A 20810-nucleotide genomic window follows, 5' to 3' on the forward strand; every position below is an offset into this window, starting at 1 on the left:
TCTCAGCCTATCTCTCCTTTAGTTTACTACAGGAGGCCATTGATCACATATTGAAGAACTTTGGAACGAAATACACAATCAACTTCTCCACCTAGAATGTTGTGAAACTTTTGCTTGGGTACTTAAGCTCTGATCGTCATTCCGGTGAAAGCCGAATCCAGGCAAATCCAAGTTTTTTGGACCCCAGTTTTCACTGAGGTGACGCTAAGGCAACAACATCGGATCCCCACCAGTGGACTGACTAACACCAAACGGTTTGCACTCGGTGCGATCGTCGTCTACCAGACCGCACTGCTCTTCCGGTTTCAAAATGGCATGGAACTCCATGTCGGACTAAAACCCTTTATTAGAGCGAATTGAGCCAATTATGACCAACCCTCACTTAAATTAAGGGCGTCCAAATTGGTGAACGCCCGTTGACCGGTTTTGACTCCATGCAATGGTAAGCATAGCTCCCACTATTCTAAAATGGCCCATGCGAGGGTATTTTGCGCCTGGCCGTGCCCTGTTTGACACTGTAGCTGGAGGTCATGGGGCTTATCGCAATATATTGAAAAATAATGATTTCTCAGATATTTTCCCGGTCTTTGGCACTGGCAATGAACTTGAGGTGAGTCCCGACCTGCTCTGTGCTCAAGCTCTCGAGATGGTCAGGATGTGGGAGCACCTCTCGTCTTTGTTTGGCCAAAGAGGTAAAGTGGCCAGTGATCTGCTTCGCTGCCCGGGAATCGAAACTGAAGGATGGTCTCCATTATAAGTTTCTAAATGTGCTAGATTTTTCCTTATTGACATTGCATCAACAAGAACCAGAATCGACCCGATTCTGGCTATACTCGGTAAAGTCGGGCTAGAGTTTTGTGAGATTTCGATAGACGGCTATGTAGTTCTCAGCCATTCTACGGCTAGAATATTTATCTTCGATTTTTTTTGCAGCGCGTGATGCCATAGCCCTTGCCTGATTTGGGTGCTCAATCATGTACTCAATCATTTTGACTAACTCGTGGGTATTTCCAGGCTCAAAGAGCAGTCCTGTCTCTAGATGTGAGACTAATGCACGATTGCCCGGAATGTTGGACACTACAACTGGAATGTTAGCAGCCATCGCTTCCATGACGCAACGAGGGATTCCTTCAGTAAGTGAGGGTAAAACAAAGAGATCAAAAGTTTTTAAAAAAGGTATAGCTTTAAGTTGGTAACCAAGAAATGTAATGTTATCTTTGAGGCACCATTCAATGGTTATCTGTTCTAAGCTGAATTTTTGAGGACCATCGCCAATTAAAGTTAATCTGACGCAAGGTTGTTTGATGCAAATGTCCCGCACCGCAGCAATCAATGTAATGAGGTCTTTGCTTTTAATTAGCCTTCCCACATAGCCGATGGTATATTGTCGTAGGTTAGACTTTTTAGCTGGTGGTAAGGCCCTAACTTCATCAATGTCCACTCCATTGGGGATTAATTTCAGGGAAGAGGGCGATATAATCGGTTTGAGTCCGTGCTCCAAATCTTGAGAAAGAGGACAAACCATGTCCATGTACCGTAGCGTATGCCTATCTAATATTTCATACAACTGCTCCTTTTTATCTGTTCGTAAGCTCCAGCCATGCGGTGTAGTCATGACTTTGCAACCTGTTATACGTCCCGCCAAGAGGCCCATGACATCTGACTTATAGCCGTGTGCGTGGATGATTTGAACACTATGCGATCTTACCTTGGATGCCAAACGGGGCACAGAAAGCGGATTCAATTTTCCTCCTGTCTCGAAGTCATATGCATCAAAACCTCGCTGAATTGCTATTTTTACAATTGCAGACCTTTCGTCGTGGCCATCAATGAGATTTAATAAGGTGCAGTGCACTTGATCAATGTAGAAAGTTTGCAAAGCTTTCATGAGCGCAAGAATCCAACGTTCAGCGCCATACACACCTGTACTTCCAATTAGATGCATAATATGGATTTTGTTATCAAGTTTGTTCAATATCTATTCCATCAGAAAGTGACGTGTTTAACTGCATACAATAAACCATGAGTGTATTGTTGAAAATAAGTAGAAAAAAGAAAATTTCATAAATATTCAAACTTAAAAAAATAGAGCAAGTAATCAGTCCAATAAAGGAAACTGTGCTTGCAGCATTAAGTAAATGTATAATAGGAATCTCTGCATGATGCTTGTTGTTCTTGCAACAGTTTCTGATTTGTCTGCAATTATTGAGAAAGCTACCTAAGATCATTAGATATGCGAAGCCTGCACCGAGGCCGGATTCAGCGGTAAATTGAATGAAAGTGTTATGTGCTACCCGAGGTGTAGTGTCGGAAAAATGCGGTAATGCTGTGATGAAGGAGCCAATGCCAACGCCGGTAATTGGATGCGAAGCGATCATCTTTAAGCCAGCGCTCCATGCAGTAACTCGCATCTCAGCAGAACTTTCACCCTGATAATCAGCAATCATCTGTCCTCTTTGCTTCATTATACTCCCCCCCTGCCATTGATATGCTATAATGAAAGCAAGTATAAGGGGTAGCGCAAGAAGCTTCCTTTTACTTTGAATGACCACTATGAACACGGTGATTAGTAAGCCAATTAGGCCTCCACGCGAACCTGTTAAAAAAACGGCATGCCAGCCGAAGGGAATAGCCAGCCAGACAAGATAGCGATAGATGACTTTAGGAATTGCAAGGCCTAAGTAATAAATAAAAGGTATGGCAGTGACGAAGAGCATGGCGAAGGCATTTTCATCACCATAAATTGAAGAGCCATCAAGGCGATGAGGTCCCATCAATCGCCCCATATTGAACTGGCTCCAGTTCTGTGTGAAATACTGGTTATTAGCCCAGAAGATGAGATAAAGCGATGCGATAACGAAAACGAATGCGAGGTAGCGAAGTGATTTTGGCCCGTTGATCACCAATGTTGAACAAAAGTAAAATAAAAAAATGTTGTTGGTTACTGAATAAACCTGCTCAGGGCTTAGGCCTGAAGCAGCAAACTGTGAAACATACGGTCCCAGAAAATATGAAATATTAATGTTAAGCCAAAGCACAAAAAGCCAGAAATTTAGACGCGTCCGGAAAAAGGTGAAATCAAGTCCGTGCTTAACTAACGCAAATGTGATACCCCCAAAAGTAGCAATTGCCACCCATAGAGAGACACGGAGTCCATCAAAGGTCCACCACCAAATATACTGTGGGCCTAGTATGGCGAGAAAATAGTAGGCGATGATCCCGATCCAGGGACGCAATAGTGTTGAAAAAACTGTTGTTAAGACGCTTATGACAAGCAACACTTTTCCCAAAGGGATCCTTCTTCGACATTCTCTTTTAGATTAAGAGCTTATCCGCAATTACGAATAGCCATTAAGCAATTTGAGCAGGGTTCGTTGTTTTGAATCAGAAAACCCCTGACATGACTCACCAGACTTTTAATTTTGGCAATTCAAATTCTGCCTGCGATAACTCTAGCGAGATCGTACCAAATTGTTCCGATAAACGGCCACATGCGCAACGCGTTAATATAATACCTGATGGCTAGTAATTGATCTTTTGCTTGCGCTGCATCCCATGCTGAAGTGGACCACGTTTGTGCCATTATTTGCCGCTTCTTGAGGAGTGGGAGTTTCTCCCCTCGATGTGAGCAGAATGCTGCAGCAATTACTCTTCTGCGCATTTTACTCATCATTTTGTAGTTTCTGCTCGTGCCACCAGAGTGAATCCGATATTTTAATAATGGTTCAGAACAATAGCCTACGGAGTGAATTTCTGCGCAGCGTAGCCATAAATCCCAATCTTCACAAGGAGGCAAATCTCGGCGAAAGCCTCCTAAGCTTCTAAAGCATTCTTTCTTCATCACGCAACTGCTGGCCGTGATAATATTTCCAAATAGAAGATCTTCCCAGATATCACCTTCACGCATTTTTACCACGTTAGATTGAATTTCTGGTAAATCAGCAAGTTGTCCGATGTTATAACGATTTGTATAAACGATTTTATAACCTTCATTTAGCTTTAAAGATTGTATGTAAAGTTTTTGAGGCATCCAAATATCATCGGCATCCAAAAAGGCCAGTACATTCCCTTGCGCTGCTTGTGCTGCGCTGTTTCTTGCAGCAGCAGCACCCATGTTTTCTTGACGTATAATTCTGATTCGCTTCTTAAAACTCTCCACAACTTGGAGCGTATTGTCAGTTGAACCATCATCAACGACAATGACCTCGATCTTAACACCTATTTGATTTAATGCAGATTCAATCGCTTCCGCAATATATGCTTCAGCGTTGAAGGCAGGAATTACAACACTAAATAAAAGTTCCATGTTGGTTCTCCAGCACTGATTCGTACACTTTGAGATGTTCTTTCGCAGACCGTTCCCAACTAAAATCTCGAGCACGATTTATGCCTGCAATACATTGATTGGCTCGTAAATTGGCGTTCGAAAGTAGTGTTTCAATTCCATTTGCAATTCCAATATGATCATTAGGATCAAACCTTAGCCCCACTTCCCCGAGGACTTCAGGAAGAGAAGATGTATTAGAGGATATAACAGGAGTCCCGCTCGCCATGGCATGCAACACTGGGAAGCCGAAACCTTCATAATGTGATAGATACAAGAATAGAGTGGCGTTCCGGAAATATTCAATCAGTTCGTCTTGGCGAACCCATCCTTTTACTTCGACTTCATTTTCAAGTTTATATTTGTGCAACGTACGAATCAAAGGAGATTCAGCGTTACCGCAAAATCCGATGACTTTGAGAGGATATTGTCTTCTAATTTCCTCGGGAACTTTGGCCCAAGCAGAAATTGCCCCCTCGACATTTTTATGGGGACTGTCCCCTCCGAGCATCAAAACATATTTAGGGGTAGTAGAATACATTTTTCGAGTTATAATCGTATTTATATCTTCATCATCTATTATGAATTCATGATCTATGCCGTGATATATGACGCTGACTTTATTCGGGGGCACTCCTAACAAATTAACTATATCATTTGATGAGTGCCTGGAAACAGTTATTATCCTTGCTGTTTTATTGTTAGCTAATTTATAGATTGACCAAATGTATGCAGCTACTCTCATATTATATATCATCATTTTTAAACCAGATGATTTAGTTATTGTATTTCTAATATATTGTTGATTTAATGATGTATATTCAATAATATCATGAATAGTCGTAATGACTGGAATCTTTGCTGAAAAACAAATTCTGTTACCAGGCATATGGAGAAGGTTGATATTGTACTTTTTGATGAGTAAAGGGATGTAAATTTGTTCCCATTTGATTTGTGCTTCGTGGTTGCAATTGATTATATTTACGTTGCTATAAGAATTTGACAATTTATTTAATAATGGTTGATAGCTGGTATAGTTATCATTATGTTCAAATGCTCTATTTATAAAATAATAGAATTGATAATTGTAATTAAGTGAAGGTAATAGTTCGCAGATCCTAGCTACATAAAGTGGAATGCCGCGCAGCTTGCTAAGAAGAAAGCGAGCATCAATTCCAATGCGTATCATGATGATATTCTTTGCTTTATTTAATTAGTTAGCTAATTAATTTTCCAAAATTTCAGATAATGCAGTCCTAAAATCTTATACCTGCTTAGGTTAATAAGAATATAATCTCTGACTTCTCTGACTACATCATCATTACTATATATAAAAAGTATAAGGTATACGATTGATCCGCAAGTCAATTTTGAGATAATGCTACCGAAATCACTTGCAATTGGGAAGAATTGGTTCAACAGCAAAACTGTGACAAGAATGCAGACGTTAGATACGATAACTGATCTCAAATTCATGAAGTAAGAGAGAATGCTGAATTTTAGAATTTTAGAGCAAAGAATCAAGCTGTAAGCCCATACTGCAATCAAAGATGTGGTGACTCCAAAAGAAACGCCTTCAATCCCAAAATTCAGTCCCAATATCATCAGGGGAATTAGTAAAATCGAATAGAGCATTTGTACAAAAAGATAATGTCTCGTTTTTCCGTAAGCGATTATGACTGTCCCTTGAGCGGAAGACAAACAGTAAAAGATCGCTCCGAGAGCCATAATCTGTGAAGGTTTTGCGGCGCTCGTCCACTTTTGACCATAGAGGACATTGACCACTTCAGGCGTAGTTAATAAGCCCAATAATATAGGTAGACAGAGCAAAGCCGTAACTTTGACCATCTTGAAAAAAGTTCCTCTAGCACGGTGTCCATCCTCTTTAATTTCACAAAGCATGGGAAGAAAAACTTGATTGAGTACATCCGCTATCTTTTCTTTAGGTATAACCGCCAGATCATAAGCTCTCTTGTAGAGCCCCACAGCCTGAACACCTAGAAAGCGCCCGGTAAGAAGATAATCGATGTTCCTCGCGACTTGGTTGAGTATTGAGCTGACAGTCATGCATCCGCCGAATTGCATGATCTCTTTTGCTGCTCTTCGATCCCACGAATACTTTGGAAGATATCGAGCAACCAGACAATTGCCTATTGTTCCTGTCAACACTGAAATATTTGCTGCAAAAACGAGGCTCCATACGCCAAAGGAGTTGATGGCCAAAGGGATGGCAACCAGTGCGTAAGTAACCGAGGACGCGATCTCAATGAAAGATGTTTGCTTGAACTGCATGTGTCTGATGAGGATGGATCCGGATACAATGCCAAAACCACTTATAAAACAGTTGATTCCAAGGCAAGCAAGGACTTGCCCTGCAAGTGGCTCATCAAAGAAATTGCTGATGCTTGAAGACAACAGTATGAGTACCGCGACCACTAACACTGATGCCACTGAGGAGACGGTCTGCGCCGTACGAATGAATTTTTCTTCCAATTGGCTAGCCTGGACCAATTTCATCGAGATCCCAAAGTTTGAAACCACTGTTGCGGTGGCATAGAACAACGTACCCATTCCGATGATTCCAAATTCCTTTGGCGACAGCAGCCTGGCCAGTGTCAACCCGACAAGAAAATCCCAGACGGGGCGAAACGACTGGGAAAAAGCGAGCCATGGGATTGCTTTTCGTGCTTTTTGTGCGATATCTTGCATTTGAACCAATATTCCAGACTTTCTTGCAGTTCCACCAAGCGTTTTTCAAGGTGTCGCGTTTCAATTGTGATTCGCATTTAAGCGCGGACCCGACTCTCGATGGGACTCAGGAAACCCCATGTGTTTGACAATTAGAGTATAGTGGTTGAATGGCAGTCTTACCAGGGGACTGCTCGGTCAGTTTCAGGAATTGTTAAATCATAATGGTGAACCATCTGACTTTACTGAGTACTGAGATCGATATTGGATCACTCTGGCGGGCACTCCGACTGCTACAGCAAACTCAGGGATGTCGCTTGTGACAACCGCCCCGGCGCCAATCACAGCGCCAGAGCCTATCTTGACGCCAGGAAGAATGATGACCCTTGCTCCGATCCAAACGTCGTTTCCAATGACGACACGGCGATGCTCCGTATAACCTTGAAGTCGAATTGGTATGGACAAGTCCTGGAACAGATGGTTTCTGGACATGATGATCACATCGGGGCCCATCAGGACGTCATCGCCGATCTCCACCTCCCCATTGATATTTGCATTGATTCCGATATTGGAACGATCACCAAGGCAAACTCCGTAACCTGTGCGAAACCAGACGCCTCGTTCCACTAAGACTGAGGATCCACATTTATAGAACAACTCACGGGCACAAACCCTGCGTAACCATGTCCCCATCCAGCCGAGCGGTTCATTTCCGACTGGCAGCCAACGAGCAAATGCATAAAAGAGATAAAAATAGAAAGCCCGATTGACACGCCAAAACATTTTTTTCATTATAGTCAATGCCTGATGAATGGTACAAATTTAGGAGGTTAGGCCTTCTATGAATCACAGCCGGGCATGGGTAGGATTGTAGCCTGAGACTTTCGAGCGGCCGCTGACGTCTTGTGACCGTGCCACCACACCATTCAATACATCCGCCAGTTTTCCTGTCAGGTTTCTTCTTTGATATTCCCTGAGAGCTTCATGATTCAATGGAGGAACTGAAAAACTTCCGGACCGTGAAAGGTTTGCCAGTAATTGGACCAAGCTTTCCTCATCCCCTGGAGGGATGACCAAGCCACCTCCGGTTTTGTCAAAGAGACGGCTGACTTCACTCGGCCGAGGAACAACCGTCAGTATGGGCTTTCCGCTTCCCAGGTACTCAAATAGCTTGCCCGGCAGGCTTGCGGTCTGGTATATCCCTTCAGCAATCGGCAGGAATAGGACGTCTGCTGATTTCATAAGATCAATACAGGCAGAGTGAGACAGCCTACCGAGTTCGTCGACAAAACCATTAAGACCCATTTCAGAGGCTGGCCCTTTTGCAAAACCCGCTGTCAGGAGCTCTAAATTCGACAAACATTCTGGGGCTTTGCGCTTTAGTGTGACGAAGGCCTGATAGAGTTTCTCCAGACCATAACCATTCTTCCAAACTCCGGTGTATACTATTCTGATTTTTCCAGCAGTCGCCACTCTATGAAGTTCATTTAATTTTTCGAATTTCTTGCTGAAATCTTTGGGGTCATAGCCATTCGTTATCGTGTGGACCTTCGGCCAATCTTGTGGAGAAAGGTGCTTGGAGAGTTCTGAGGCGCAAGAATCAGTGACAGTGACGACAGCGTTGCATTTTTCCAGAACTGATTGTTCAGCAGCACGATGCCGCGCCCTCTCTCGGAAGGAACTTCCAGATGTGATCCAATGGTCATCAGACCACAAATCCCGAAAGTCTGCCACGTATGGACAGTTTGTCTTCTGAGCAATGTCTCGTCCAACGAGCAGTGAAGTCCAAGGGCCACCCGTAGCGTACACAGCATCAAAGCCGATTTGGCGGAAGAGCCGAATTCCAGCCGAAACTGCCGTCGGTTTCCAGAGAGAATAAAGATCAGGAAAGCGAAAATACTTTCTGAGCCTCCACGCAATTCCTTCAGACAGGCCCAATTCCGGAGCGAATGGTCTGCAAAGGTGAGCAATCGAATCACCCAGCTTGTCACTGAGCATAGGGATGCGATGAACTATCGTGCCGCTGCGGACCTCATTAAGCAGACTGCTATCAATTACAGTATCGGGTGCCCGTTTCACTGTGAGAACAATCGGCTCCCAGCCATAGTCTGGAAGGTAGTTCACAAACTTCAGTGGTCTTTGAGTTCCTGAGTTGGCAAGAGGTGGAAAGTGGTAGACCACGCACAAGACTCTTTTCATTTTCTCATCCAAGATATGAATCGGGTGGCGATGTGTTTGAAATTGTGCGAGAAATATTTTCTATAAAAGCGATAGAAGGCATTTTTTTCTGTGACTCTGGACCGGTTTGATCAATGGGAAAGAAAAGACACACAGACTTCAGCGGCATTTCCTGAACCATAAAGCTCTGGTCTTGCTTCTGGAACTTTCATATGACATACGGCACTGGCTATGCGCTGCCTATCGGCTCCGGTAATGACATTCCAACCAACCTGAACCGTCTCCACCCACTCAGTTTCGTCGCGAACCGTGACGCATGGGATTCCCAGCCAATATGCTTCCTTCTGCAGTCCTCCTGAGTCGGTGACGACAAGTCGGGAGTTTCGTACTAACCAAGTCATGTCCATATAGCCTACAGGGTCAATGAGTTGTAGATTCTTCGCAGGAATCATTCCCAAATCTGCAATCGCCTTGCGCGTGCGTGGATGTACGGGAAACAAGACGGTCTCTGAAATATCGCTGAAGGCGGTGAGTATAGCTGCCAATCGAGCGGGATTATCAGTGTTCTCCGCTCTGTGTATGGTTGCAAGCAGATAGGCCTTCGGAATCAGACTTAAACGCCGAAGTACATCCGACTTGAGTTGAGCGCGTGATAGGGTTCGGTAAAGAATATCCGCCATGACGTCGCCAACAACATGTACGCCCCTTGTAATCCCCTCTCTGGCAAGCTGTTCCGCTGCCACCTGGCTTGGACAGAACAGCAGGTCTGACAGGTGATCGGCAACCACCCGATTGATTTCTTCGGGCATTACTCGATTGTATGAACGGAGGCCCGCTTCCACATGCGCCACCCGGATGTGGAGCTTGGCTGCTGCCAGAGCACCTGCGACCGTTGAATTAGTGTCTCCGTAGATCAGTACCCAATCCGGTTGTTCACATAATAGTACTGCTTCGATTTTGGTCAGCATTGCTCCGGTCTGAGCGCCATGGGTTCCTGAACCGACTTCCAGATTGTAGTCGGGCGGAGGAATGTCGAGCTCATCAAAAAAAACAGTGGACATGCTTTCATCATAATGCTGGCCTGTATGTACAAGGATTTCCGTGGCTTGCCGTCGCAGGACGTGGCTGAGTGCCGCTGCCTTAATGAACTGGGGGCGAGCTCCGACAATGGTCACAACTTTCATCTGGTTTCCATTTCTACGATGCTCTTGAAACAGTCGATTTAGCCAGGTAGCGCCGGTCGTGATTCGTTCGCCTTCTTCATATCGGCAATCCTTCGCAGTCGATCAGAGCAGAGACGATCTTCTCAATTTGCGCTTCGTCAATGTATGGATGCATCGGCAAACTGAAGATCCGTTGGGCGATGTTCCTGCTGATGGGAAAATCGTCTGCCTGGTAACCAAGGCATGAATAGGCTGTCTGTATGTGCAAGGGCTTGGGATAATATACGGCGGTCGGAATGCCTGCTTTGCCAAGCCCCTGTTGAATAGACGACCGCTGGGGGGAAATGATGGAATATTGAGCCCAGGCGCTCATCGAGCCCGTAGGCACATGAGGCAAAGCAAGAGAGGGCGTTCGCCCACTGAGCTCTTTGGTGTAATACTCAGCCACAATCTGGCGCAGTTCAATTTCTCGTGGAAAAATCTCGAGCTTGGCTAACAGTATTGCTGCTTGCATGGTATCCAGTCGACCGTTGAGACCGATGCGCTGGTTGTCATACTTGTCAGCGCCTTTGCCGTGAATCCTGATGGATGTAATTCTCTTTGCCATTTCTTCATTTTCAGTAAAGATTGCACCTCCATCTCCGTAACAACCAAGGGGCTTGGCGGGGAAAAAGGACGTGCAGCCAACATCCGCTAGGGTGCAGGCTTTCCTTCCGTGATACATGGCTCCAAATGACTGCGCAGCGTCCTCGATGACAAAGAGCCCATGTTTTGCGGCAATGGCATTGATCTTGTCGTAATCGGCGGGCAAACCGAAGAGATCGACGGCGATGATTCCCTTGGGAACAAGCGGCGTGGTCTTTATTCTCCCTGCTGAAGGTAGCGGATGCATGGTGGTGTCGCAGTACTTCAATGCCTCGATGGCTAAATCGAGACGATCTGAATCCAAATTGAAAGTACGAGGGGCGATGTCCACGAAAACGGGCGTAGCCCCAAGAAGACTGATCACCTCCGCCGTTGCAATAAACGTAAAGGGGGTCGTGAAGACGGCGTCGCCCGGCCCGACTTCATAGGCCATGAGTGTCATCAGCAGGGCTTCGGTGCCGCTAGAGCAGGAGATGGCATGCCTGACACCAACAAAATCAGCCAGCTTTTGCTCCAACTCGCTGATCTCTGGACCCATAATGTACTGCCCATGGTGTAGTACAGTGTGAATCCGCTTCTCCAACTCCGGGCGAATAGTGTTCTGTTGTGCCGCCAGATCAATAAACTCCATTTTGGGAGGTGAGGAGGGCTCTCCGAGATAGGTCTCCGGGGTGATGGCCTGGGCGCAAGTTTCCAAAAGACCCACATCGCTGGTCAGGATGCGTGCCTTCATGCCGAGGCGGAGTAAGGCGCGGCGAAGCTGTTCGTGGCGGAGGTTTGGATGTCGAAAAAGCTGCCCGTCTTCAGCCAGGGCGGAGAGCCAGTGTTTATCGGCTGTAAAGGTTTCCAGCAGTTCATTTGCTCTTGAAAGGGCTTCACTGGTAGTCATCGCCTTTCCGGCGACTTGACCTTGATATCGTAATCCTTCTGCAACTGCCTTCTGTAGGGCTTGAACGCAGCCTACATAGATCCAGAGTTGGTGACCTTCCGCTTCCGCCCGTTGCATCACCCGCCGAAGGCAGGAAAAATGAGGTTCCTTTTGAAGGCAGAAATCAACTATGGTATCCATATCGAGAAGAAGATGACTCATGAATCGCTATCTCCGAAATCCAAACTTACTGTCCAAGAACTTCCGTTTTTTCTATCAACGAGGCCGCAAAACATCCTCTGAGTCGAACTCATATGCATTGCCACATGACGGGCACTCAAGGCTGTCGGTGAGGCGCTCGCCGCACCTACATATCCAACCCATCAGCCGAGCCGGATTACCCATCACGAGCGCATAATCTGGAATATCCTTGGTCACCACAGCCCCAGCGGCAACAAAAGCGTAGCGACCGACTGTCACCCCACAGACGATGGTGCAGTTTGCTCCAAGGCTTGCGCCCTGTTTGACAAGCGTTTTCCGGATCTCATCCATGCGCCTGATGTGTGCTCTAGGGTTGAATACGTTTGTAAAAACCATCGATGGACCACAAAAGACATCGTCTTCTAGAGTGACCCCTTTATAAACCGATACATTGTTCTGAATCTTGCAGCCGTTTCCTACCGTGACATCAGGGCCAATGACCACATTCTGCCCGATGCTACACGCACTGCCGATTCGAGAGCCAGCCAGTATGTGGCTGAAGTGCCAGATTTTGCTCCCACGCCCTATGACCACGTCATCGTCAGTAACCGCCGATTCATGGATGAAGCCTTCAGACAGTGTCGGTGTCTTTGAGGGCTTTGGCAGATGAGGGGGGGCTTTAACGATGGGTGAATTCAAATCATGCTGAAGCCATACCTTTACACCTTGTTGGTCGAGAGACTGCTGGCTTGCGTTCAGAACTTTTAGTACTAGAAGTCCTTCGTGTCCATCAGTGACGGGGCGGTGCCCATTGCCGATACATTGTAAAAAATGTTCGCACTCAAGGCGAAGAGGTTCTGCTTGAGACACTTCGATTCGCTCGGGCTCAGCTTTGGCCGGAACTGGCATGTTATTTTGCCATCTGATCTCATGAGGATAGAGTAGAAGCTTTTCGGGCCATGGCCGTATATCGTCAAAGACAGCCATTTTTTGATCCCCAACAACGACCAACTGTTGGGTTTTAAAAGGATGCAGCCAGGAGACGAAGATGTGAGCGCGCATACCGGAGGGAAAATTCAGGTGAGTCGTGGTTACATCGGCAATTCTCTGGTGCAAATAATTGCCGCCCGTAGCTATAACGCTTTCAGGGGACTCACCGGCAAGAGAAAGAATCATAGAAATGTCATGAGGCGCAAACGACCAAAGGATGTTCTCTTCGCGGCGGATCTTCCCCAAGTTGAGACGATGAGAGTAGATGTAATTAATCCGTCCAAGATCGCCCTGCGCTGCGAGTTCCTTCAATCGAATGAATACCGGATGATACTGAAGGAGGTGTCCGACCATCAGAGTGAGCTTCTGATCTTCAGCGAGTTGGATCAACTCCTCTGCTTCGTCTTCGCGCAATACGAGAGGCTTCTCCACATAAAGGTGCTTTCCAGACAATAGAACCTCTCTGGCAAGGTCAAAGTGCGTCTCAGCTGGTGTGGCAATGACAACACCTTGAATGTTCTTGTGCGCGAGGACGTCATTTAGGGCGAGGCATATTTCGACATCGGGATATTGTTCTTTAAACTGAGCCAGTATAGCCTCATTCTTGTCGCAGATAAGCTTTAAAGCTCCCAGCGCATAGTGGTTGCGGACTAAATTTTTGCCCCAGTAGCCAGACCCTATAACAGCTACGGATGGGAATGTCTGGGAATTGAAATGACTCAAAGCTTCTCCTTTGCAGACCTTTGGGATAGTACCCCTCCTCAAAACTCCAGGGGATGTGTGGAAGAAGGACACTTTGGAACGGTTTAATTAAATATTTTATTAACGTCATGTGCAACTTTTGACAGCAGGCCTTTTCTTTCTCGAGGAGAAGTTTTTAAAACTCTCCTTGGAGAGATCGAGAAAGGAAGGAGAGGCCATGCTGTCACTAGAAGAGTTTATCATCGAAGTGTACTGTTGTGTAGATGATCACCTCAGGGCCATCTCTCAAGGTAAGAGATTTCGTAGCCGCGGATTTGAGCCTGCATTGAGTGATGCCGAAGTGATCACGATGGAAGTTGTCGGTGAGTTCCTCGGTATCGATACGGATAAGGGGATCTTCGAGTACTTTCACCGCCACTGGTTCCACTTTTTCCCAAATCTTGGATCGAGAACCACATGGCTTCGCCATGGAGCGAATCTTTGGTACTGGAAGCAGAAGCTTCAGCAAATGCTTTCGAAGAAACTCAATGCATTTTCCGATCAAGTCCATCTGGTCGATGGATTGCCCATTCCGGTATGCCGCTTCAAGCGGGCTTTGTTCTCCAATGTGTTCCGAGGAGAGGCTGCATACGGCTACTGTGCCTCTAAGGGCGAGAAGTTCTATGGCTTTCGAGGCCATCTTCTCATAAGTCTCAGTGGAGCAATCACCTCTTTCAGTCTGACTGCGGCCAATGTGGATGAGCGGGATGCACTCCGGGAACTGCTCCAAGGCATCCGGGGACTGCTTATAGGAGACAAAGGATACATCAGTGCAGCGTTGCATGAAGAGTTGCTTTCCCAGGGAATTGATCTGGAGACGGCCTTGCGAGAAAACATGGAAGATGATCGAGATCCCAGATTTGTAAAACTCCTTGTTTCCTTACGCCGACAGATCGAAACGGTAATTGGGCAGCTTTGTGAGAGGTTTCATATCGAAAGAGTAAGAGCCAGAGATCTATGGCACATAACCAGCAGACTCTATCGAAAACTTCTCGGTCATACGGTTGCCCTTTTCATTAATCATCTCCATGGCAGTGAGGAACCCCTTCAGTTCGAAGGGCTCGTGGAGGCATAAAGTTGCACACGGCGTATTTTAAGCTAGTTATATTGGCTCGATCTGTCCTTGGCCGTTGTATTCCCTCTGCCAAAGGGCAAAAGAAAGGAATGACCAGAGCAGAGCGCCGCGATCCGTTTTATTCTCCTGATGCTCTCGCCAGACGCGTTGCAGGTAACTACGTGAAAAATAGGCCTCCATTGCAGGATCTCTCAATAGAACCTCTTCGGTCATGGATTTCAGGTCCCCACGAAACCATTCATCCAGCGGTACGGTGAAACCGTGTTTACGCCTATGAAGAATGGATTCCGGAAGAACCTTGCGGAATGTTTGCTTCAGAATGAACTTTTTCGTGCTACCCCGGACCTTCCAGTGACTGGGCAAAGAGGCGGCGAACTCGACGACTCGGTAGTCGAGAAGCGGCGCTCGGACTTCCAGTGAATGCGCCATGCTCATGCGATCAACTTTGGCCAGAATATCCCCCGGAAGATACGTCTTGAGGTCCGTATAGAGCATACGAGCAGTAAGGTCCGCACCTCGCATTTTATCCCAAGACGATAGCGTATACTCTGCGGGATCGTACCCGCTGATTTGCTTGGTAAGTGAATCCGAAAGTAACAGCTTTAAGTGTCTATCATCAACGAAAGTATTGGACCAGTAGTAGGCTCGCCCAGGGTCAACTAGAGCGCCGCCGATCAGCGTGCGCACTTTGCGCGCAAAAATACCAGGCTGGAGTTGGGCAACGTTGTATACAAGTCTCAACAGCGGATGAGGAATAGAGCGTCGGACCCAATCCTCCCATTGGTCGAGCGTGTACTTTTCATATCCCCCGAAGCTTTCGTCCCCCCCATCTCCTGCAAGGGCTACAGTGACGTTCTGCCTCGCGAGTCGGGAGACATGATAGGTCGGCACGGCAGACGAATCGGCAAAAGGCTCGTCAAAGTACCTCGGTAGTTTCGTGACTGTCTCGGCCAGGTTCTCTTCAACAAAATATTCCCGATGATCCGTATGGAAAAGATCGGCTATTTCCTGGGCATAGACCGTTTCGTCATGGTCCTTGTCGTGGAAGCCAATGGAGCAGGTCTTTACCTTTTCCCTGGAGGCTTGTGCCATCATGGCGACAACCGCGCTGGAATCGATGCCCCCGCTGAGGAACGCTCCCAGGGGGACATCGGCAATCATCCTGATCTGCGTCGCGTCTTGAAGGAGATGCAGCAATTCTTCTGCTGCGTCCTCGATGCTTCCCTCCCGTTTGCGCGAGAAGTCCACGTCCCAATATTGCCGGATGCGCGGACTGCCGCCGACTTGAATCTCCATACAGTGTCCGGGGGGTAGCTTGTAGATATTGCGGAAAATGGATTTAGGGTCCGGCACGTAAAGGTATTTCAGAAAATCGACGATGGCAGTGGGCTCAATTTCCCGGGTTGCGCAGGGGAGCAGGAGGAGGGACTTGATTTCGGAAGCGAAGGCAAAGCGGTCGCCCCCTCCGTGGTAGTAATAGAGAGGCTTTTTGCCGATCCGATCCCGGGCGAGGAAAATCTTTTTCTCGAGTTTATCCCAAATGGCGAAGGCAAACATTCCGTTGAAATCGTCCAGGCAGGCGGCGCCTTTCGCTGCGTACAAAGCCAAAATGACTTCGGTATCCGTGCGAGACCGGAAGAAAGTTCCCGATTTTTCCAGATCCTTTCGCAAGTCCAGAAAGTTGTAGATTTCCCCGTTGAAGACAATGGCATAACGGCTGTCGGCCGAGAACATCGGCTGGTTTCCCTTGGGTGAGAGATCGACAATACTCAGACGTCGATGCGCCAAGCCGACATGATCATCCAGGTATTCGCCGGAGGCATCGGGGCCGCGATGCCGTATGGCTTCACCCATCCGTTTCAGCAGCGCTTCGTCGGCGTCCGGTACGCACGACCTGAGAAAGCCGGCTATTCCGCACATTCAAGTTTTTCCATCATGCTGCTTTCTTATCGTTTCCGCTGCAGGACAGCAAGTCCGCGTGCGAAGAAATAGACATTCAGTAGAAGATAGAGGTGTGAGGTGACGAGAGATCCGCGAGAGCTGCGTGCTTTCCAAAAGGCAAGCATTCCGATGGGGAGCTGCCAGGCGACCAAGAGGCCTGCAAAAGCACCGGGATGAAGGTCCATGCCAAATTGAATGAAGATAAGTAAGTAGAAGATCAACACAATAGCGAACAGGCAATAGCCCAGAGGGACTATCACACTGGGAAGCTCTTTCCATTGAAAAGCGTGGCTGCGAAGACTCTTGAAGTTGCTTTGGGCGCGCCAGAATTCCTTGCGGAAAAAGTGGCTGACGGATGCCGCCTCACCGTGATGGACGGCGACGATGCGATCGTCTGAGATGACTTTGCCCAGGGTTTTCAGACGGAGGGAGAGATCGTAGTCTTCGCAGGTGACAAGATCGGTATTGAACCCGCCGAGGTGAAGAAATGACTCACGCTGTACGAACATGTTCATGGATTCCAGCCAGCTCGTTTCTTCCGTGCCCTTTTTTTGGCGGACGAGGAACCATGCTCGTTGGACCCATGTGGAGTGAGAAGGGATGATCGGGGGGCTGCCGAGGCAGACGACGTCTTGCCGGTGGAGATATCGGGCTGCTTCCTGGAGCCAGGAGGGGAAAACGGTGCAGTCGGCATCCAGGAAGACCAGGACTTTGCCTTGAGACTGGGCAGCACCGAAGTTTCTCAAGCCGGCTATGGTATCGTTGGGGCGGATGAATACGGTCGCGCCGAGGGATTTCGCGATTTCTACGGTATGGTCGGAGGAGCCGTTGTCGATGACGAGGACCTCGAAATCGTTGGGGGGCCAGGCGACAGACGAGATCGATTCAAGGCAGCGGCGGATGTTGGCTGCTTCGTTTTTGGCTGGGATGATGATGGAAAAATTCATTTTTGTTAGACAGGATTTACGGGATGGACAGGATATAAAAAGATAAAAAACTAAGGTTCATTAGGGGGTAGGGGGTTTCGGTATTTGCGTTTGATTTCTACTTTGCTGGAACCGAAATTGATCAGGAGGCCGATGTCTCGCTGCAAGCCATTGAGGTAATTGACGAGTTGCACCTCGTGTTCTTTGGCCAAGTGCTGGACGGCTTTGAGCTCTACGACAATCTCATCCTCGACAAGGAGGTCTACGAAGAACTGGCCTACGGGATGGCTCTGGTAATAGACGATGAGGGGCTTTTCGGATTCGGTTTTTAGGCCTTGAGTGGTCAATTCGATGGTCAGGGCGTTTTTGTAGACGCTTTCGAGGTAGCCGAAACCGAGAGTGTTGTAGACTTTGTAGGCACAGCCGATGATTTTATGGGTGATGTTTTCGTACTTCATTTTATTAGACAGGATTTACAGGATGGACAGGATTTTTTTAAGAATTATAAAGAATTGAGGCAAATGGTTGGGTGCGATACAGGTTTTTTTATCCTGTGCATCCTGTCAATCCTGTCTATTTTTGGGGTATCCCACGGGTTGGACAAGGATGATCTTTTGTTCTCGCTTCAGTTTCAGCTCTTTGATCAGTGATCGGTCGAAGCCTCCCCGCACCACGGTCGCAAGGCTTTCGGATGCGCAGAAGAGATAGACATTCTGGCTGATGAAACCTGTGTCGGCAGCCACCAGAAGATCTTTGTCAAATCCTCGAGCGTCGACGACCCTGGAGTAGTCCGCCACGTAGACAAGGCCGACAGCGGCCTGCGGGCCCGTCATTGCCCGGAGATCCCTGTTTGAAACCGGACTGAGCCCATTTTTCCCGGCGTCCCAGAGGTAGGCGCCTTCAGGGGCTGCGACATAGATGTCAATCTCCTGCCAGTTTTTTGCCGATGGGGCGGTCCTTCTGCCGTCTGGTCGATTGATTCCGAACGCCGCCCAGAGGAGGTTGGAGAGCGTTTGCATGGAGAGTTTCTCATCACTGAATGTTCGCGTGGTCTTGCGGTCTTTCAGTGCCTCCATCAGTGGCTTTCCACCTGTGGTCTGTGGGGCTGGGAGCTGGATGAAGTCTGCTGCATAGGAGGAAAGTGAGAGGATGAGCACAAGGAGAGAAACACAGCCGGGCAAAATCATGGGGTGCTTTTTCATGATCAGCTCTCCAATCAAAAATTATATGTTTTCAAGGAGCCTGAAGTACTCTTCCCTGCTGATTCCAGCCGAGCGTAGGTTGTTCTTGATAATAAAGACAGGAATTTCAGGCCAATCAGGAATTACGACAGGTCTCATTATCCCCTTTTTGGTGTAAACGAAGTGATCTCCCTCCGACCTGACGCATTCAAAGCCGGCTTTTTCAAAGAGTCTTCTCAAGACCTTGGCCGGCAGGGGTGTAATCCTGGGCATCAGGCAACCGATGCTTCGAGATGCATCAGTTCAGTGGCGACGATGCGCGGCGCAACCCAGTGGTTGACATCCTTTGTTTCATAGCCTGCTTCCCTCAGGATCTCCTCCAGGGTCCCCATTTTGGCGGCTTCATCCAAAAATAAGCGAACGGCGGTGGACAGATTTTTCCGAGCTTCGTCGATCGTATTTCCGCAACTGGAGAGATCAAGTTTCGGGCTGTATGCAATGAAAGTACTGCCTTCTTGGAAGACAATTGCATCAAAATCAATTTGAAACATTTCACTACCTCATGAGCTCTTTTTAGACAGGATTAACAGGATGGACAGGATTTCTTTCAGAGAATGAGAGACAGTAAGATGTTTGTGAAAATACGTCTACATCCTGTAGATCTTGTTAATCCTGTCTTGATTTTAGCATTTCTGTGTAAATTGCCCGGTAGCTTTCAATCATCCGGCCAAAGGTAAAATTTTCTTGAAAGCGGCGCCGGCCGGCGGCTCCCAGGCGGGAGGCTTTTTCTCTGTTCAATGCGGCATCCAGGATGGCGGCGGTGAGCTGAGTCTGGCAATCCGAAGTGACTACCCAGCCTGTCTGGCCTGCGATCACGATTTCGGGGTTTCCTCCTACGGCGGTAACGGCTACGGGGACTCCGGCGGACATGGCTTCCAGTAGCGCCAGGGAAGTTCCTTCGCTGAAACTCGAGAGAACGAAGAGGTCCATGCACTGGATCAGCTCTCGGGCATCCTCTCTGTGGCCGGGCATCGCGACGAAGGGGGTTAACTGTAAATCCTCACGCAACGCTCTGATTTCGTCAAACATCGGGCCGTCACCCAGCACCAGGCCTCGGAGGGATGGGATTTCCTCCCGTGCCTCGGCAAGACTCCTGAGGAGGAGGGGGAGGTTCTTGATGGGGTCGAAACGGCCGGCGGTTCCTACAATGAAGTCATTTGGGGAGAAGCCGAATTCATGGCGTATTTGGTCTCTTGTGGTCGTGTCCAGTGGAGAGTCAGGGTGGACGCCATTGTAGATTACCTGAATTTGCCGTCCATCGAGGCCTTCGTATGCCACAAGGCGTTGTTTCACGTCTTCGGAAACGGCGATGAAGCGGTGAGTGAACGGGCTGACGAGCAGCTTGTTGGCGAGCTCCCGTTTGCGGTTTCTGATTTCTGGAAAAAAACGGCCGTGTTCTTCAAATAGGAGGCGAGGAGCGCTGTTGATCCAACGGGACAGGCCTGCGTAGAACCACGGGGTGGTTTGATGGGCATGGATGAGGTCGATCTGTTGGGACCTGCAGAACAGGGCCAGTTTCATGGCCATACTGAGGTCCAGGCCGGGTTTGCGCCGAAGGCACTGGACCGGGACACCTTGCCGGCGGAGGCCGTCGGCCCATAGACCGGGGTCGTCCAGGCAGACGACGGACAGGTCGAATGCTTCGCGGAACGATTGGCTCATTTGCACGACGAGCCGTTCGGTGCCGCCGGGGTTGAGGCCTGTATCCTATACACATCTGACGCTGCCGACGATACCCCTTGTGTAGATCTCGGTGGTCGCCGTATCATTAAAAAAAAAAGTACACGCTGTGTTAACGAAATCATCCAGAAACACCAGCTGACACATCA

18 protein-coding genes and 1 pseudogene are annotated in these 20810 nt (G+C 47.9%); 1 reads left to right on the forward strand and 18 read right to left on the reverse strand.

Annotated elements, in window-relative coordinates; all coding sequences use genetic code 11:
* Nucleotides 1-847 precede the first annotated feature (847 nt).
* From MWC30_RS20695 to MWC30_RS22705, 10 genes are all read right to left on the reverse strand, one after another.
* A complete protein-coding gene (locus MWC30_RS20695; protein WP_244086106.1) occupies nt 848-1975 on the reverse strand; it encodes a glycosyltransferase in 1128 nt (375 codons plus the stop codon).
* The gene (locus MWC30_RS20700; protein ID WP_244086120.1) at nt 1962-3281 is read right to left on the reverse strand and encodes an O-antigen ligase family protein; all 1320 of its coding nucleotides are present in this window, start codon (nt 3279-3281) and stop codon (nt 1962-1964) included. Before MWC30_RS20700 ends, MWC30_RS20695 begins: the two co-directional genes overlap by 14 nt.
* 149 nt (nt 3282-3430) lie before the next feature.
* Entirely contained in the window at nt 3431-4306 is an 876-nt protein-coding gene (locus MWC30_RS20705) for a glycosyltransferase (RefSeq protein WP_244086107.1), read from the reverse strand.
* Nucleotides 4290-5513, reverse strand: coding sequence for a glycosyltransferase family 1 protein (locus MWC30_RS20710; protein WP_244086108.1), 1224 nt, complete (start codon nt 5511-5513; stop codon nt 4290-4292). Before MWC30_RS20710 ends, MWC30_RS20705 begins: the two co-directional genes overlap by 17 nt.
* A gap of 32 nt (nt 5514-5545) precedes the next feature.
* A complete protein-coding gene (locus MWC30_RS20715; RefSeq protein ID WP_244086109.1) occupies nt 5546-7033 on the reverse strand; it encodes a lipopolysaccharide biosynthesis protein in 1488 nt (495 codons plus the stop codon).
* Between the two features lie 198 nt (nt 7034-7231).
* Nucleotides 7232-7804 carry a DapH/DapD/GlmU-related protein gene (locus MWC30_RS22700; RefSeq protein ID WP_269467801.1) on the reverse strand — a complete coding sequence of 191 codons (573 nt, stop codon included), beginning with the start codon at nt 7802-7804 and terminating at the stop codon, nt 7232-7234.
* Between the two features lie 54 nt (nt 7805-7858).
* On the reverse strand, nt 7859-9193 hold the full coding sequence (locus MWC30_RS20730) for a glycosyltransferase family 4 protein (RefSeq protein WP_244086110.1): 1335 nt from the start codon (nt 9191-9193) through the stop codon (nt 7859-7861).
* A 128-nt stretch (nt 9194-9321) separates the two neighbouring features.
* A complete protein-coding gene (wecB, locus tag MWC30_RS20735; protein WP_244086111.1) occupies nt 9322-10374 on the reverse strand; it encodes a non-hydrolyzing UDP-N-acetylglucosamine 2-epimerase in 1053 nt (350 codons plus the stop codon).
* 76 nt (nt 10375-10450) lie between these two features.
* Entirely contained in the window at nt 10451-12088 is a 1638-nt protein-coding gene (locus tag MWC30_RS20740; RefSeq protein WP_269467802.1) for a DegT/DnrJ/EryC1/StrS aminotransferase family protein, read from the reverse strand.
* 54 nt (nt 12089-12142) lie between these two features.
* Nucleotides 12143-13780 (reverse strand): Gfo/Idh/MocA family oxidoreductase, encoded by a 1638-nt coding sequence (locus MWC30_RS22705; RefSeq protein WP_269467803.1) that lies wholly within the window; start codon nt 13778-13780, stop codon nt 12143-12145.
* Between the two features lie 196 nt (nt 13781-13976).
* On the opposite strand from MWC30_RS22705, the gene MWC30_RS20755 reads away from it, so the two are divergent.
* Complete coding sequence (locus tag MWC30_RS20755) at nt 13977-14873, forward strand: IS982 family transposase (protein WP_244086112.1); 897 nt, start codon at nt 13977-13979, stop codon at nt 14871-14873.
* Between the two features lie 27 nt (nt 14874-14900).
* On the opposite strand, the gene asnB is transcribed toward MWC30_RS20755, so the two are convergent.
* From asnB to MWC30_RS22570, 8 genes and pseudogenes are all read right to left on the reverse strand, one after another.
* Nucleotides 14901-16793 carry an asparagine synthase (glutamine-hydrolyzing) gene (gene asnB, locus MWC30_RS20760; protein WP_244086113.1) on the reverse strand — a complete coding sequence of 631 codons (1893 nt, stop codon included), beginning with the start codon at nt 16791-16793 and terminating at the stop codon, nt 14901-14903.
* A 26-nt stretch (nt 16794-16819) separates the two neighbouring features.
* Nucleotides 16820-17761, reverse strand: a complete 942-nt coding sequence (locus tag MWC30_RS20765) for a glycosyltransferase family 2 protein (protein WP_244086114.1) — start codon at nt 17759-17761, stop codon at nt 16820-16822.
* Nucleotides 17762-17811: 50 nt separating this feature from the next.
* Complete coding sequence (locus tag MWC30_RS20770; protein WP_244086115.1) at nt 17812-18198, reverse strand: GxxExxY protein; 387 nt, start codon at nt 18196-18198, stop codon at nt 17812-17814.
* A 105-nt stretch (nt 18199-18303) separates the two neighbouring features.
* Nucleotides 18304-18942 carry a nitroreductase family protein gene (locus tag MWC30_RS20775; RefSeq protein WP_244086116.1) on the reverse strand — a complete coding sequence of 213 codons (639 nt, stop codon included), beginning with the start codon at nt 18940-18942 and terminating at the stop codon, nt 18304-18306.
* A 21-nt stretch (nt 18943-18963) separates the two neighbouring features.
* Entirely contained in the window at nt 18964-19194 is a 231-nt protein-coding gene (locus tag MWC30_RS20780) for a type II toxin-antitoxin system HicA family toxin (protein ID WP_244086117.1), read from the reverse strand.
* Nucleotides 19194-19472 carry a type II toxin-antitoxin system HicB family antitoxin gene (locus MWC30_RS20785; RefSeq protein ID WP_244086118.1) on the reverse strand — a complete coding sequence of 93 codons (279 nt, stop codon included), beginning with the start codon at nt 19470-19472 and terminating at the stop codon, nt 19194-19196. The genes MWC30_RS20780 and MWC30_RS20785 overlap by 1 nt, the downstream gene beginning before the upstream one ends.
* 115 nt (nt 19473-19587) lie before the next feature.
* Nucleotides 19588-20229, reverse strand: a complete 642-nt coding sequence (locus tag MWC30_RS22565) for a glycosyltransferase family 4 protein (protein ID WP_256461284.1) — start codon at nt 20227-20229, stop codon at nt 19588-19590.
* Nucleotides 20209-20661, reverse strand: a pseudogene (locus MWC30_RS22570) (glycosyltransferase family 4 protein); the annotation flags it as partial. The gene MWC30_RS22565 and the pseudogene MWC30_RS22570, both read right to left, overlap by 21 nt.
* Between the last annotated feature and the right edge of the window lie 149 nt (nt 20662-20810).

Origin of the sequence: Desulforhabdus sp. TSK, assembly GCF_022836495.1 — a bacterium.
GTDB lineage: Bacteria > Desulfobacterota > Syntrophobacteria > Syntrophobacterales > Syntrophobacteraceae > Desulforhabdus.

Bases quoted from the DNA above. Each gene is read 5' to 3' on its own strand.
- MWC30_RS20705 (WP_244086107.1), bottom strand. From the start codon at position 4,306: ATGGAACTTTTATTTAGTGTTGTAATTCCTGCCTTCAACGCTGAAGCA.
- MWC30_RS20710 (WP_244086108.1), bottom strand. From the start codon at position 5,513: ATGATACGCATTGGAATTGATGCTCGCTTTCTTCTTAGCAAGCTGCGC.
- MWC30_RS20715 (WP_244086109.1), bottom strand. From the start codon at position 7,033: ATGCAAGATATCGCACAAAAAGCACGAAAAGCAATCCCATGGCTCGCT.
- MWC30_RS22700 (WP_269467801.1), bottom strand. From the start codon at position 7,804: ATGAAAAAAATGTTTTGGCGTGTCAATCGGGCTTTCTATTTTTATCTC.
- wecB (WP_244086111.1), bottom strand. From the start codon at position 10,374: ATGAAAGTTGTGACCATTGTCGGAGCTCGCCCCCAGTTCATTAAGGCA.
- MWC30_RS20740 (WP_269467802.1), bottom strand. From the start codon at position 12,088: ATGAGTCATCTTCTTCTCGATATGGATACCATAGTTGATTTCTGCCTT.
- MWC30_RS20755 (WP_244086112.1), top strand. From the start codon at position 13,977: ATGCTGTCACTAGAAGAGTTTATCATCGAAGTGTACTGTTGTGTAGAT.
- asnB (WP_244086113.1), bottom strand. From the start codon at position 16,793: ATGTGCGGAATAGCCGGCTTTCTCAGGTCGTGCGTACCGGACGCCGAC.
- MWC30_RS20765 (WP_244086114.1), bottom strand. From the start codon at position 17,761: ATGAATTTTTCCATCATCATCCCAGCCAAAAACGAAGCAGCCAACATC.
- MWC30_RS20770 (WP_244086115.1), bottom strand. From the start codon at position 18,198: ATGAAGTACGAAAACATCACCCATAAAATCATCGGCTGTGCCTACAAA.
- MWC30_RS20775 (WP_244086116.1), bottom strand. From the start codon at position 18,942: ATGAAAAAGCACCCCATGATTTTGCCCGGCTGTGTTTCTCTCCTTGTG.
- MWC30_RS20780 (WP_244086117.1), bottom strand. From the start codon at position 19,194: ATGCCCAGGATTACACCCCTGCCGGCCAAGGTCTTGAGAAGACTCTTT.
- MWC30_RS20785 (WP_244086118.1), bottom strand. From the start codon at position 19,472: ATGTTTCAAATTGATTTTGATGCAATTGTCTTCCAAGAAGGCAGTACT.